The 13,190-nt window shown below is 37.0% G+C and carries 12 protein-coding genes and 1 riboswitch; of the genes, 9 read left to right on the top strand and 3 right to left on the bottom strand.

Annotated elements, in window-relative coordinates:
• Positions 1-1,154: hypothetical protein (locus tag ACM46_RS05355; protein WP_048505624.1), on the bottom strand; the 1,154-nt coding region annotated here is incomplete at its 3' end.
• 361 nt (positions 1,155-1,515) lie between these two features.
• On the opposite strand from ACM46_RS05355, the gene ACM46_RS05360 reads away from it, so the two are divergent.
• From ACM46_RS05360 to ACM46_RS05370, 3 genes are all read left to right on the top strand, one after another.
• Positions 1,516-3,663, top strand: a complete 2,148-nt coding sequence (locus ACM46_RS05360; RefSeq protein WP_048505625.1) for an endonuclease MutS2 — start codon at positions 1,516-1,518, stop codon at positions 3,661-3,663.
• A 227-nt stretch (positions 3,664-3,890) separates the two neighbouring features.
• Positions 3,891-4,688 carry a hypothetical protein gene (locus tag ACM46_RS05365; protein WP_048505626.1) on the top strand — a complete coding sequence of 266 codons (798 nt, stop codon included), beginning with the start codon at positions 3,891-3,893 and terminating at the stop codon, positions 4,686-4,688.
• A gap of 52 nt (positions 4,689-4,740) precedes the next feature.
• Positions 4,741-4,919, top strand: a riboswitch (cobalamin riboswitch).
• Positions 4,920-5,034: 115 nt separating this feature from the next.
• Positions 5,035-5,418, top strand: coding sequence for an acyl-CoA thioesterase (locus ACM46_RS05370; RefSeq protein WP_048505627.1), 384 nt, complete (start codon positions 5,035-5,037; stop codon positions 5,416-5,418).
• A 497-nt stretch (positions 5,419-5,915) separates the two neighbouring features.
• Here ACM46_RS05370 and ACM46_RS05375 read toward each other — a convergent pair whose 3' ends face one another.
• Positions 5,916-6,506 (bottom strand): HD domain-containing protein, encoded by a 591-nt coding sequence (locus ACM46_RS05375; RefSeq protein ID WP_048505628.1) that lies wholly within the window; start codon positions 6,504-6,506, stop codon positions 5,916-5,918.
• A gap of 12 nt (positions 6,507-6,518) precedes the next feature.
• On the bottom strand, positions 6,519-7,202 hold the full coding sequence (locus ACM46_RS05380; RefSeq protein WP_048505629.1) for an FG-GAP repeat protein: 684 nt from the start codon (positions 7,200-7,202) through the stop codon (positions 6,519-6,521).
• Between the two features lie 279 nt (positions 7,203-7,481).
• On the opposite strand from ACM46_RS05380, the gene ACM46_RS05385 reads away from it, so the two are divergent.
• From ACM46_RS05385 to ACM46_RS05410, 6 genes are all read left to right on the top strand, one after another.
• Complete coding sequence (locus tag ACM46_RS05385; RefSeq protein WP_048505630.1) at positions 7,482-7,811, top strand: PadR family transcriptional regulator; 330 nt, start codon at positions 7,482-7,484, stop codon at positions 7,809-7,811.
• 10 nt (positions 7,812-7,821) lie between these two features.
• Positions 7,822-9,540 (top strand): PspC domain-containing protein, encoded by a 1,719-nt coding sequence (locus ACM46_RS05390; protein WP_048505631.1) that lies wholly within the window; start codon positions 7,822-7,824, stop codon positions 9,538-9,540.
• Positions 9,541-9,852: 312 nt separating this feature from the next.
• The gene (locus tag ACM46_RS05395; RefSeq protein ID WP_048505632.1) at positions 9,853-10,455 is read left to right on the top strand and encodes a 1-acyl-sn-glycerol-3-phosphate acyltransferase; all 603 of its coding nucleotides are present in this window, start codon (positions 9,853-9,855) and stop codon (positions 10,453-10,455) included.
• Between the two features lie 50 nt (positions 10,456-10,505).
• Positions 10,506-10,937, top strand: coding sequence for a PaaI family thioesterase (locus ACM46_RS05400; protein ID WP_048505633.1), 432 nt, complete (start codon positions 10,506-10,508; stop codon positions 10,935-10,937).
• Between the two features lie 116 nt (positions 10,938-11,053).
• Positions 11,054-12,091 (top strand): hypothetical protein, encoded by a 1,038-nt coding sequence (locus ACM46_RS05405; protein ID WP_048505634.1) that lies wholly within the window; start codon positions 11,054-11,056, stop codon positions 12,089-12,091.
• Position 12,092: 1 nt separating this feature from the next.
• A complete protein-coding gene (locus ACM46_RS05410; protein WP_048505635.1) occupies positions 12,093-13,187 on the top strand; it encodes an RNA polymerase sigma factor in 1,095 nt (364 codons plus the stop codon).
• The last annotated feature ends 3 nt before the right edge of the window (positions 13,188-13,190 follow it).

Genomic DNA, 13,190 nt, shown 5'->3' on the forward strand with positions numbered 1-13,190 from the left:
TGGTTCTTGGCTCTTGAATCTTGGCTCTGAATCACACTCATTCCCATCAGAATATCCCTGTTTCCGAAACTGAAAGACTTCTGCCAGATTTCTTCACCTCTTTCATTCAAAGAAAGCAGCCAAAGATCTGTACCTTCTTCAATTCCAACTGTTTTATTCCCTGATCTTTCGGATCTTGATTCACCACCGATTAAATAGCCTGTTGATGTTAAGGCTAATGTTCTGATATGATCATCCCCTTTTCCTCCATAATTCTTCTCCCATTCTACTTTTCCGGTTTTGTCGAGCTTGACGATCCAATAATCGCTTTCGCCGGAGTTTTCGGAATTCTTTGAATAATTGATGATTGATAAATGATCATTGATACTGGAAGACGCCCCATTTCTATTAGGCTGCTTTACATCATTGATCATTGATCTTTTATCATTGATGCTTGTGGAACTTCTGGAGTAAATCCCTAACAGTGCTCCTCCATCTTTCGTAGGAATTATTTTCTCCACTTCATCCAGGCCTTTTCCACCGAGAATGGTTTCAGAAAGTACTTTTCCATTTTTATCCAATCTTGAAATCAAGACATCTTTGGAACCGTAACCATTAGTTCCCTGAGGCTCTCGAAGGGAACTTTGTCTGTTACCGGCTACAAAAAATCCCAAATCCGTCGTCTGAATAACAGATCTCGCTTCCTCATCCGAAGAGCTGCCCAAAGTTTTCTGCCATAGTTCATCTCCAAATTCATTGAGTCTTACGAGCCAGATGTCAGATCCGCCTTTGGAATCTTCTTTTTTATCGAAACCTTTTCCGGAATAAGAAGTTCCTGCCAGAAGAAATCCCCCTTCCTGAGTGGCTACAGAAGCCGACAAATAGTCGTGATTATTCCCGGAGAGGTATTTTTCCCATACCTGCTCACCTTGCTGATTGAGTTTTATCAAATGAAAATCATAACCATTGTTTTGCTTTTGGCTATTAGCTGCTGGCGTCTGGCTTTTTGACTGGATTGAACTCCCTGAAATAAGATACTGCTGGTCAATAGTCGTCGTAACCTGGCTTAAAAAATCCTGCGAAGAAGATTGGATATCTTTCTGCCACAATACTTCCTGGGCAGATAACCCAAGAACGGTGCATAAAGTGCATGCACCCAAGTAGAATTTCTTCATCTTTTGTGTATTTAATATTAGTTTTTATAATTTCGAATCAAATTTAACATTTTTTAACATGTGAAAAATACTATTATTAAGATTTAACATAAATAATATCAATTTTGAGTATTTTTCTATGAACACCACCTCCTTAGAATACAAAAATATCTCAGCAAAGCGACAGAACCTGACGTATTTTATACCAATAATTTATTAATAGAAATATCCCAACCGGACGAGTTTTTGAAACAGAATTCTGTTCATTTGAAATAAAAACATAAAAAAATTAAGTTGAAAGATAATTAGTCACTACCCTTCAATTTTTTTCATTTTCAAATTGTCCGTCAGGAGATTCACATTTTCTCACTAAATTTGCAGTGTGTATATAAATAAAGAAGATTTAAACGAATTAGAGTTTCCGCAATTGCTCGCGGAAATCTCTCCATTTGCGTATTCTCCGAAAACGAGAGAAAAAATTCTTCAACTTCGTCCCATGGAAATTGACGAGGCGGAGCTTTCACTGAAAAAAACGTCGGAATATCTTTCGAGTTTTGAAAGCTCAAATGCAATTCCGTTCGATGAATATGAAGATATCGAAAGTGAGCTGAAATTAATGCTGATTGAGAATTACCGTCTGGAAAACAGTGCTTTCATTAAAATAAAAACCTTAACAGAACAGATAGGAAAGCTTCAGAAGTTTTTCCCAACCATGCCGGAAACCTTCCCTACTTTAATTGAAGATGTTTCTGTGCTGGAGTTTAAAAAAGAGATTATTGATAAGGTAGATAAAGTTTTTAACCGTTTCGGGGAAGTGAAAAGTGATGCTTCTCCTGTTTTAAAAGAGCTCAGAACTGAAATTCAGCATGCCAAAAAGGCGATTCAGGAAAACTTTAACCGGGCACTTTTCAATTACGGGCAAAGCGATTTTCTGGACGATATCCGTGAAACGATTATTGAGGATATGAGGGTTTTAGCTGTAAAATCCGGGTTCAAGAAAAGGGTTGCAGGAAGGGTTTTGGGAATTTCAAAAACAGGTTCTATTACCTACATTCAACCGGACAGCGTAGTAAAACACTATTTTAAGCTTCGTGAAAGTGAAGAGGAAGAGAAGAAAGAAATAGACAAAATCCTCAGAAAACTTACCGGTGAACTGGCAGAATTTCAACCACAGCTTTGGAAATATCAGGTATATATTTTTGATCTTGATCTTACGAGAGCAAAAGCAAAATTTGCAGAACTGGTGAATGGAGTTCTTCCCAAGATCAACCGCCACAAGACATTAAAATTAAAAGATGCTTTCCATCCGTTGTTATGGCTGAGAAATAAAGCGGAAAATAAAACTATTTTCCCTCAAACACTTTCATTAACGGAACATAACCGGATTATCTGTATTTCCGGTCCGAATGCCGGAGGAAAATCCATTACGCTGAAAACAGTGGGACTCCTCCAGCTGATGATCCAGAGCGGAATTCTGGTTCCTGTACATCCAAGATCTGAAATGTTTTTCTTTGAAAAGATCATGACGGATATTGGTGATAATCAATCGATAGAGAATCATCTGTCTACTTATTCATCCAGGCTTAAAAAAATGTCCGGGATTATTCGTGAGGCCGATGCCAATACACTTTTGCTTATTGATGAATTCGGGACAGGATCTGATCCTGAACTTGGTGGGGCACTGGCAGAAAGTTTCATGGAGTATTTCTATGATAAAAAGAGTTTTGCCATTATTACCACACACTATACCAATATTAAACTGGTGATAGAGCAGCTTCCGAATGCTGAAAATGCAGCCATGCTTTTCAATGAAGAGACTCTTGAACCCATGTACAAACTGGAAGTAGGGCAGGCAGGAAGTTCGTTCACTTTTGAAGTAGCAGAGAAGAACAGGATCCCAAGATTCATTATTCATGCGGCGAAAAAGAAGGTAGAACATGATATTGTTAACCTGGATAAAACGATTGTAAAGCTTCAGCAGGAAAAGTTCGAAGTTGAAAAACTGAAAACAGATCTTGCCGAAAGAAAAGAGTCTGTGGAAGACAAACGTGATAATCTGCAAAAACTGAATGACCAGTTGCAGCAGAAGCTTTTTAATTTCCAAAAACTGTATGAAGAGGAACACCGCAAACTTCAATTCGGGAATAAAATTGAAGCTTTTATCGACAGCTATGTAAAAGGAAGGTCACGAAAAGATGTGGTGAAAGATTTCGTGAAGATTCTTGAACAAGAAAAATTCAGAAAAATAGGGGCTGATAAAGATGAATCAAAACGTCTTCAGGTGGTTAAAAGAAAGATCACACAGCAGCTTAAAAAAGAAGAGGTCATTGAAAAAATTGCGGAAACCAACGAAAAACTGGAAGAAAAACGTAAAATAGACCGTGCCGTGTGGATGAAGGAAGGACAACGCGTCCGTATTCCGGGAAGTACCAGCGTAGGAACCATTGAAAAAATTTCCAAGAATAAAGTGACTGTGAATTATGGTACTTTCAAGACGACGATTAATGCGGATGAATTGGAGAGGATTTGATGATGTGATAATGCGAAGACGTGGTGATTTGATGATGTGATGATGTGGCAATTATGATTACGATTTACTTATTGGTAGTTTTACAACTTTTAAATTTATAAAAAATAGCGCTGGATTTTTCAGCGCTATTTTAGTTTATTTATTTTTATGAAGCTCAGAAGGGTTGCATTTTCCTTATTTCTAAAACATTTAATTTATATATTTGGGGGATCAAAAAATTTCATCCCATGATTTTCATAAACAGAGCATTGTACCTATCCGCTTTCAGTCTTTTTTCTTTAGCATTTGTCAAAGGGCAGAATAAAGTTCCTTTCGGTGTTGTAAAAGCTGAGGAAGGCTACGCCAATGTACGTGTACACAAGGATAACTACAGAAAAATAGTAGACAAGATCCGTATGCGTAAAGGGGATGTATTCGTTTATGTAAAACCTGCTCCCGGAGAAACGGAATGGATCTGGATTAAATATCCGGAAAAACAGGACGATGAGAAGCCTTTTGTACGATATGAAAATCTTGAGAAAGAAGGTATGGTGAACAAAGAGCGTATTGCTTACATCGATCAGCTGCCTCAGTTTACTCCTTCTAAATCCAAGAACGGGAAATCACTTATTTTTACTGATAACAGCAACCCTAAAATTCCTACATCTCAAAGAACCAAAGTGGTGATTGATGTTTATCCATCGAATGCCGGCTACAGAAAGCAGGAAAAAGATGCCGATGGAAAAATCCTTACCATAGATAAAATTAAACCGTGGGGAATCAAAGATGCACTTCCTGAAGGCATGACGGAGATCAAATCTATTCGTGTGCAACAGCCGGGAAGAGGCTCTGTGTTTGTAAGGGAAGCTATTAAAAACATGTTCCAGCCTACCATGGATTTCAACAATGTTGGGGTAACTGCTCTTGACAATGATCACATCTATCTTTATATGATCAATGGATCCGGTGAGAACCGATATGTCACACTTTGGGCAATCAAGGAAGGAAGAGTAATGAGCCAGATTATTTACAATAGTCCGGAATAATTGCCTTTTTTCTCTGTAATATTCTTATTTTTGCACTGAAAAAGTTTAGCGCTTATTCATCACAGAAACTGGTTCTGCTTAACGCAGATTAAAAGGGAACCGTGTGAAAATCACGGACTGTCGCGCAACTGTAAGTAACTGAAGTCTTTATCAAAGAGCCACTGTGCAGGGCACGGGAAGGGGATAAAAGATGTTACAAGTCAGGAGACCTGCCTATTTCTTTAAACAAGAAACTTTCGCGATTTGAAGTTGATTGATCTGATGGACTGCTTCAGGAATTCCTATGGTTCCTGGTATTGTTCTGTTATTTTAATCTATTTCATTTCGCATTAATTAATAATGAAATATGACTACAGAAGAAAGAATTGCAGCATCCGAAACCAGAATTTTTAAAGCGGTTTTCCCAAACACGACCAATCATTATGATACCCTTTTCGGAGGTACTGCCATGCAGCTGATGGATGAAGTAGCTTTTATCACCGCAACCCGTTTTGCCAGAAAAAGAGTGGTAACCGTAAGCAGCGATAAAATTGACTTCAAAAAGCCAATTCCCGCAGGAACCATTGTGGAACTGATCGGAAAAGTTTCCTACGTTGGAAAAACCAGTATGAAGGTAAATGTAGAAATCTATACGGAGCAGATGTATTCTTATGAAAGAGAACGAGCTATTGTAGGTGATTTTACTTTTGTGGCTATTGACGAATTCAAGAAGCCTATCAGAATACTTTAGATAAATGGTTTCGGGCGGCCTGCGGCCGCCCGAAACCTCATCTATAATCATATTAAAATATTCCCAGGTTGATATCGCTACTCTATCTGAAACACCTTTGTCTATCTTAAAAAAGCTACAGTTTAAAAAATCTTTGTCTTCCCTTGCGAGAAATAAATTCACATAAAAAAATAATATCCCCAGACTTGTATTACTTCCCTAAGTGAAACGCCTTTGTCTATCTTAAAAAAGCTGCGGTTTAAAAAACCTTTGTCTCGCCTTGCGAGAAATAAATTCACATAAAAAATATCCCCAGACTTGTATTACTTCCCTAAGTGAAACGCCTTTGTCTATCAAAAGAAAGCTACAGTTTAAAAAATCTTTGTCTTACCTTGCGAGAAATAAAATTATCTAAAAAATAATATCCTCAAACTTATATTACTTCCCTAAGTGAAACGCCTTTGTTTATCCTAAAAGAAAGCATAACTTAAAAATCTTTGTTTCGCTTTGCGATAAATCTATCTTACAACCTTATCCGTCTCCAGACTTCTGCTCAACAATGTTTCAAAAGCCTCTCCCATCTCATCCGATGCTCTTGTAATAGCATTTTCCAGCATATTTCTGATTTGTTTTTCAGTAACGCCTGCCTCTGTCCAGCTTTTTCCAGACGTATGTGAGTTAAGAATAAATGGCATAATCCGGTCAATGGAGCATGCAAAAATAGCATCCGGTGTTTTTTCTTCCTCAAATTCAAGCCATAATTCAAAAAATTCGCTGCGTAAAGGTTCATCCAGGATTCCGAAAATCTTTTGTGCAGAAATCTTTTCCCGCTCAAATTTCCCAACCATTGCTTTTTCATCAAAAAGAAAGGTATCTCCGGCTTCTATTTCCACCAGATCATGAATGGACAGCATTCTGATGACCCTTAAAAGATCAATATCTGCACGGTTTTTAGCGTATGGATAAAGGATCTGGGCCAGGATAATAATCTGCCATGAATGTTCAGCCGTGTTTTCCCTTCTGGAATCGTCTGCATTGTAATTTCTTCTCTGTACATTTTTCAGGGCATCTACTGCCAGGATAAAATCGATCTCCTTCTGTATCTTCATTTTGTTCTGATATTAATATTTGGATGTCTTTTTAACGACCCATTTGTTATTTATTTTTTCTCTTATTGTTACTTTGAAAGGTTCTTCACTCAGATCTCCTATTTTTTCATAAACCAGATCAATTCCTTTATGGGGAATCACCTGATATTCGTAAGTGTAGTGAAGAGATGCCCCTGACCTTGCATAAGTGATTAACCGTTTACGTTTGGGATCTACTTCAAACATTCCCTGATATGCGCTGGCTATTTCTGTTAATTCTGCGCTGGGAACGAATTGTTTTTTCGTTGAATTAAAGACATACACATCATAAGAAGCACTTCCGTAATTTCCTCCACTGCCGTTTCTTACAGCAATATCTTCTGTTCCGTCAAAATTAAAATCTCCGAAAACAATAGGTCCGTCATCTACCATTTCTGAAGTAAGCGTGACTGTACTCGTTGTAGAAGGTTTTAAATATTCCTTGTAATAGAAAACAAGATCGTTGGAAGTAAGTGTCTGTAATTTTTCGTTGTTCTTATTGAAGATGATGACTTCCGCCCTATTCCCGCAACGGTCTGTTATGCATTCTTCCACATTCACTTCTACATTATATTTTTTTGAAGCCCCATCAATCTTAAAGTGATATTGACTGAAGCAAAAAGGTCCCAGCAAAACAAATACAGATAAACATCTATGAAAAAATAATGTATTGATCATTTGAATGAATAAAAAATTGAGAACAAAAATACGAATCACCAGTCATAATTTGAAGTTTTTTAGCTTGATTTTACAAAATTTGAACAAAACCCAATTTTTCATATAAAATTTATTTCACTGATTATCAATAATTTAAATTATTTATTTTAAAAATTTTACTACTTTGTATTGCATATTACCATTTTATTTACATATCTTTGTAATGTAAAATCGGAATAGGCTCAATCTAGCTAGGGGTATTATTCCGAAACTATAACTAATTAACAAAACTTATTAAAGATGAATACTGAAAATACCAAAGCGCAAATGCGTAAAGGAATTCTGGAATTCTGTATTTTAAGTCTCATCAATTATCGTGAAATGTATGTTTCCGACCTTATCGATGAACTTAAAAAAGGAAAACTGGATGTAGTGGAAGGAACCCTCTATCCTCTCCTTACAAGACTGAAAAACGGCGAGTTCCTTTCCTACAGATGGGAAGAATCTACAGGAGGACCTCCAAGAAAATACTACCAGATCACAGAAAAAGGAAAACTTTTCTTGGATGAACTTCAAAACACATGGGCTGAACTGACAGCGTCGGTAAACCAAATCACTCAAAAAAATTAAAAAAAAAGCTATGAACAAGACACTCTCAATAGGACTCGCAGGTTTTTCTTTCACAATAGAAGAACACGCATATATAAAGCTTAGCGATTACCTGAATGCACTGAGAAGCTCATTGGACGCTTCAGAGGAAGAGGAGGTAATGCACGATATAGAAATAAGAATGGTAGAAATCTTCAGAGATTCTTTAGGAAAACGTGAAGTGATCAACGATACAGATGTAGAAAAAGTGATTGCACAAATCGGGACTCCTGAAAAAATCGAAGAACAGGAAGAAGCTTACTATTCTGAAAAAAATACCAAAAGAACATACCAGACAGGTACTGAATATACAGACAAGAAACAACTGTTCCGTGATCCGGAAAGACAAAAAGTAGCAGGGGTATGTGCAGGTCTTGCCCACTATGTAGGAATGGATATTACCGCTATGAGAGCCATCTGGCTGGGAATATTTGTACTGGGTATTTTCACTGCAGCTATTTCTTCTTCACTGATTGGCCTTCTTTACGTCATTCTTTGGATTGTACTTCCAAAAGCAGAAACGGCAGCAGATTTCCTGAAAATGCAGGGAAAGCCTATGAACTTCGACAATCTTAAAAATGAGTCTAACAAACTGGTTCAGTTTGCCAACGAATCTACTCAGAGGGTCGGAGAAATTTACAACGAAAACAAGCCTTACATCAACAATGCAGGAAGCGGAGTTTGGAATGTATTCAAGTATATTGTGGGAGGATTCTTTGCATTGATGGCCATAGGAAGCATTATCGGAGTATTTGTACTATTTGGACTTTTCGGAATGGATACGGATTTCCCTGGTGCTAATGAGATCAGGTTCTATATGGATGACAATGGGCTTGATAAAATATTGGCTGCCATGATGGTGATCGGAAGTTTAATTCCTGCAATCCTTTTCAGTTTATTAAGCATCAAGATTTTCTCACCAAAAACCAAACTGAGAAATATCGGCTGGGTAATCGGAGGCCTGTTTCTTTTACTGATAGGACTTGGAACCTACTTCGGAATAAGTATGGCTAAGAAAAACCTGATCTACAAAGGAAGCAAGGAAGACACGGAAAACATTGCGATCAATACTACATCAGACACACTTTATGTAGATGTGAAGCAGGTAAATATTCCTCAGAATTTCACAGCCTACAACGATGATATTTATTCTGATAAAAAAACGGTTTATGAAGAAGATTATATCTCTGTAGAAGTAACGAGAAAGCCTGAAGTGAAAACGCCTTACCTGATTATTAAAAAAGAAGGAAACGGCTACAACGTTCCGGTTCAGATCAATGTTCCGGTAGAAATCATAGACAACAAGGTAATACTTCCGAACTACATCAAGTATCCTTACGAGCACAGATTCAGACATTACAGAGTAAATTATGAACTGGTAATTCCTCAAAACGCAGTAGTAATTCCTGTGAAAAAAGACGGAATTGATTTTGACGGAGATCTTAACGGAGACGGCATCAACGATGATGACCAGGACAAAGATGAAAACGGAAAAATCAGAATTGAAAAGAATAAGATTTCTGTAAACGGTTCTACTATTGAATATAATTCTGACGATAAAGACAGTCTTATTATCAACGGAAAAAAAGTTCCGAAAAATCAGGCTGATGTAGTGATTGACTCTATGAAATCCAGCATCAAAAAGATGAATAAAAATGTAGACATCAAAATCAAAGACGGGAAAGACGAAATCTCCATACAAACTAAATAATTAACTTCAGAGAGTGCAGAAGGTGTGAATCTAAGGCAACCGTTTGAAATTCACACTCTTCTTCTCTCAGAAAACGAAAAAAATATTATTATTTAGTTCACTATGTTAAAAAAATGTCATAAATTCGTGTAGTTAAAAAAATATTTAACCAAATCATTAAAAACACCTTAGCCATGGTACAAATTGCATTAGAAATTGTAATGAAGATCGCAGATTTAATCAGCGGTTTGTTTTAAGAGCGATAATATTTCAATATATTTGTAAAGTATAACCAGTTTGGTTATACTTTTTTGTTTTTAATCTAAAGAATATATGAGAAAACTGATAGGCAAGCTGATGTTAAAAATACTGGGTTGGAAGGTCGTTCTGCAGGGCGATGCAAACAGCCTGAACCGTTGTATCCTTGTGGTAGCACCCCATACGCACAACATGGAATACTTACTGGGAAATCTTGCCTACTGGTCTTTAGAAAAACCTCTTAAAATCATCATCAAAGATGCCCATACCAAAGCCTGGTACGGAAGTGTTGTAAGAGGGCTTGGAGGAATAGGCATAGACAGAAGCCAGAAAAACGATCTGGTAAATTTTGTAGCCAAACAGTTTGAAAAGGAAGATTTCAGCCTTGTCATCACCCCTGAAGGGACCAGAAGTTGGGTTCCGAAGTGGAGAAAAGGCTTCTATCATATGGCCTTAGCGGCAAAAGTACCTATTGTTCTTGCTGCCGGCGATTTCAAAAGAAAAATAGTGTATCTGGGCTATACCATTCCTTATGAGAGAATTGCTTCTGCTCCTTTTTCCGAAATTATGGCAGAAATCCAAGATTACTACATTAAAAACGATATCGTACCTAAAATTCCGGCCAACTGGAACCCGAATATTATGGGAACCGGCACAGAGGACGATGCCAAAAGCTAGAAGCCAGAAGCCATCATCATTTATCAATCATCACTTATCAATTATAAAAAATGAAAGGTCAGACTAAAGAAGAACTCCTTATATTCTTAAACAATTGGGGAAACGGTGTAACATTAGCCAAAACACTTGAAATACAATTCACCGATGTTGACGTTGAAAATGAAACCCTTACTGCCACTATGCCGGTACAGCCTAAGGTACATCAGCCTTTTGGTATCCTGCACGGCGGAGCAAGCTGTGTTCTTGCAGAAACTTTAGGGTCAAGCCTGTCTAATCTTTTTATCGACGGCAATAAATATTACGGGGTAGGAACCAATATCAATTCCAATCACCTTAAAAGTAAGAAAGACGGTATTGTAACAGCTACAGCACGTTTTATCAGGAAGGGAAAAACGATGCATGTCTCAGAAATCGAGATCAGAGATGAGAAAGGAACACTCATCAACCATACTACGATGACCAACAACATTATTCTGCGATAAAGAAAACATCAATAAAGAATATAAGACTCAAAAAAAATTGAGTCTTTTTTTATATACTTGCTGCAACCTTTTTCTTTTTTGTCATCTTATAATTGTAACCAAGAAAATGATCAATTATGAAAAAATTACTTTTATCTTTTGTTTTGGTGATTGTAGCACTGTCATCTTGCTCAAGAACTATTGTAGATCCACCGGAAGACAAACTTACCAACGCAGTTGATGTATACGTAGCCGGAAAAGAAAACAACCAGGTTTGCTATTGGAAGAATACTGTAAAAACAAACTTAGTCAATGGAAATAATCTGGAACCCATATCTGTTTATGCAGAAAATAATGACATTTATTTTTTAGCACGTTCCCCCTATAATCCTGCAAATCCACAAAATTATGACTATTATTTTTGGAAGAACAATTCGAGACAGGAAGTAAAACAATATCTGAATATTCCTGCAAGTTCATATTTTTCTTTCCAGCAATTTCAGGTCAAAAACGGGGATGTCTATATTACAGGTGTCATTGAAAATTTAAATCCTCCTACTCCAATGGATAAATACGAGGTCTGTTATTGGAAAAACGGAGTAAAAACCATTGTTTTTAAACATAATGTCCAGTCAATCGAAGTTAATTTATCAATAATTAATTCAGATTTTTACATGATCAGCCATAAATACAATACGGCAACAGCAAAATTTGAACATGGATATTATAAAAACAGCACCTATACTTCCTTAACCTCTCAAAGCAGTTCTTTTGTGGGTAATGGTATATTTGCAGACTCAAATGATGCATTACTTTTCTATTCGGACGGAGCCAGTAATTCTAATAATCTGAAGAACTTATCTAACAATGCCCTCACCACGGTTCCTTTTGAATACAGAACTTTTACACTTGATCAGGTTAGCAATGCAAAATATTTTGTAGCCTCTACCAAATACTGTAAAAATACGATCAATAACATGACCGATTTTTCGAACGATCCCGGTAATTTTAAATTTATAACTGACATTAAGTTTTTAAATGATAATTCTTATATGATCAGGCAACGTGACAATAATCAAGGGGTTGCTCAGAAAGTATTTATTAATGGGGTCGAATCGCAGAGTATGGCTGATCCCAATGGTAAATTTGTCTCCTTATTCGTCATAGAAAACTAATATGAATAACAAAGACTGGAATCATATCTACACGCAATTATCCCCAAAACTCTTGGGGATTTGCCGAAGATATATCCCGGATATCTATGCTGCGGAAGATATTCTTCAGGACAGCTTTATCACAGCCATGCAAAAAGAACATCAGCTTAAAGATGAAAAATTACTTTTCGCCTGGCTGAAGAAAATTGTGGTGAACAATACCCTGCAGTATCTCCGGAAAAGTAGCCGGGAAACTCATTTTGACACAGAAACTTCAGAAATACCCGAAATACCATCAACGATGAGTGAAAACATGGAAGAAAAAACATCTGTTCTAGCCTACGATTTTACGCGTGAAGAGCTGCTCTCCTCTATCGACAGTCTTCCGTCCCATCATAAATCGGTATTTAATTTATTTTATCTCGAAAATCATTCTCATGCTGAAATTGCAGGCATGCTTGGGATTTCCGTGAATACTTCGAAATCACACCTTTTGAGGGCAAAAAAATCTATCCAGACTTATCTTGTCAGCCATGTCTTGAAACCCGATACACAAAAAAAGAAAAAGAAAATCATCCCGCTCCTTATTTTCTTTGGTTTCGGAAATAGGTTGTGGGCACAGAGCTTCCGGAGCCGGTTTTCAGACTTTTCGGTCACCCCGACCAAATCTTTTGAAATTCCGGAGACTGTTCAAAGTAAAAAGATTAATTTTCAGTCCGGTTCAACCATCAACCTTAAAACAAAAATTATTGCAGCAGCATGTCTTCTTATTATTATTGCAGTCTATGTTATGATTTTCCGTCCCTACAATCAAAATCAGGTACGAAATAACAGCACAAGCATGCAAACCTTAGAAAGCAAGACAGAGAGAACAGAAGAAGGAACAAAAACGGAAATTTCAAACCGAACCGTTAAAGATTCCAATACCGGATCTATGCCCAATAAAGAAAGTACAAAAGGTCATCATAATGAAAGTGCAGAGATCAGAGAAAAAAGTAGCAAAATAACTTCCAATAAAACAAAAATCACCGTAAAAGATTCTGTAGAAACGGCTCCTAAAAAAGTCATCGTTGTCAAAAAAATCATCCAGAGAGATACCATTTACGTTGAGAGATAATAC

It is taken from the genome of Chryseobacterium angstadtii (genome assembly GCF_001045465.1).
GTDB classification, from domain to species: Bacteria; Bacteroidota; Bacteroidia; order Flavobacteriales; family Weeksellaceae; genus Chryseobacterium; species Chryseobacterium angstadtii.

Coding starts and splice junctions, on each gene's coding strand:
- ACM46_RS05365 (WP_048505626.1), top strand. CDS start 3,891: ATGATTTTCATAAACAGAGCATTGTACCTATCCGCTTTCAGTCTTTTT.
- ACM46_RS05370 (WP_048505627.1), top strand. CDS start 5,035: ATGACTACAGAAGAAAGAATTGCAGCATCCGAAACCAGAATTTTTAAA.
- ACM46_RS05375 (WP_048505628.1), bottom strand. CDS start 6,506: ATGAAGATACAGAAGGAGATCGATTTTATCCTGGCAGTAGATGCCCTG.
- ACM46_RS05380 (WP_048505629.1), bottom strand. CDS start 7,202: ATGATCAATACATTATTTTTTCATAGATGTTTATCTGTATTTGTTTTG.
- ACM46_RS05385 (WP_048505630.1), top strand. CDS start 7,482: ATGAATACTGAAAATACCAAAGCGCAAATGCGTAAAGGAATTCTGGAA.
- ACM46_RS05390 (WP_048505631.1), top strand. CDS start 7,822: ATGAACAAGACACTCTCAATAGGACTCGCAGGTTTTTCTTTCACAATA.
- ACM46_RS05395 (WP_048505632.1), top strand. CDS start 9,853: ATGAGAAAACTGATAGGCAAGCTGATGTTAAAAATACTGGGTTGGAAG.
- ACM46_RS05400 (WP_048505633.1), top strand. CDS start 10,506: ATGAAAGGTCAGACTAAAGAAGAACTCCTTATATTCTTAAACAATTGG.
- ACM46_RS05405 (WP_048505634.1), top strand. CDS start 11,054: ATGAAAAAATTACTTTTATCTTTTGTTTTGGTGATTGTAGCACTGTCA.
- ACM46_RS05410 (WP_048505635.1), top strand. CDS start 12,093: ATGAATAACAAAGACTGGAATCATATCTACACGCAATTATCCCCAAAA.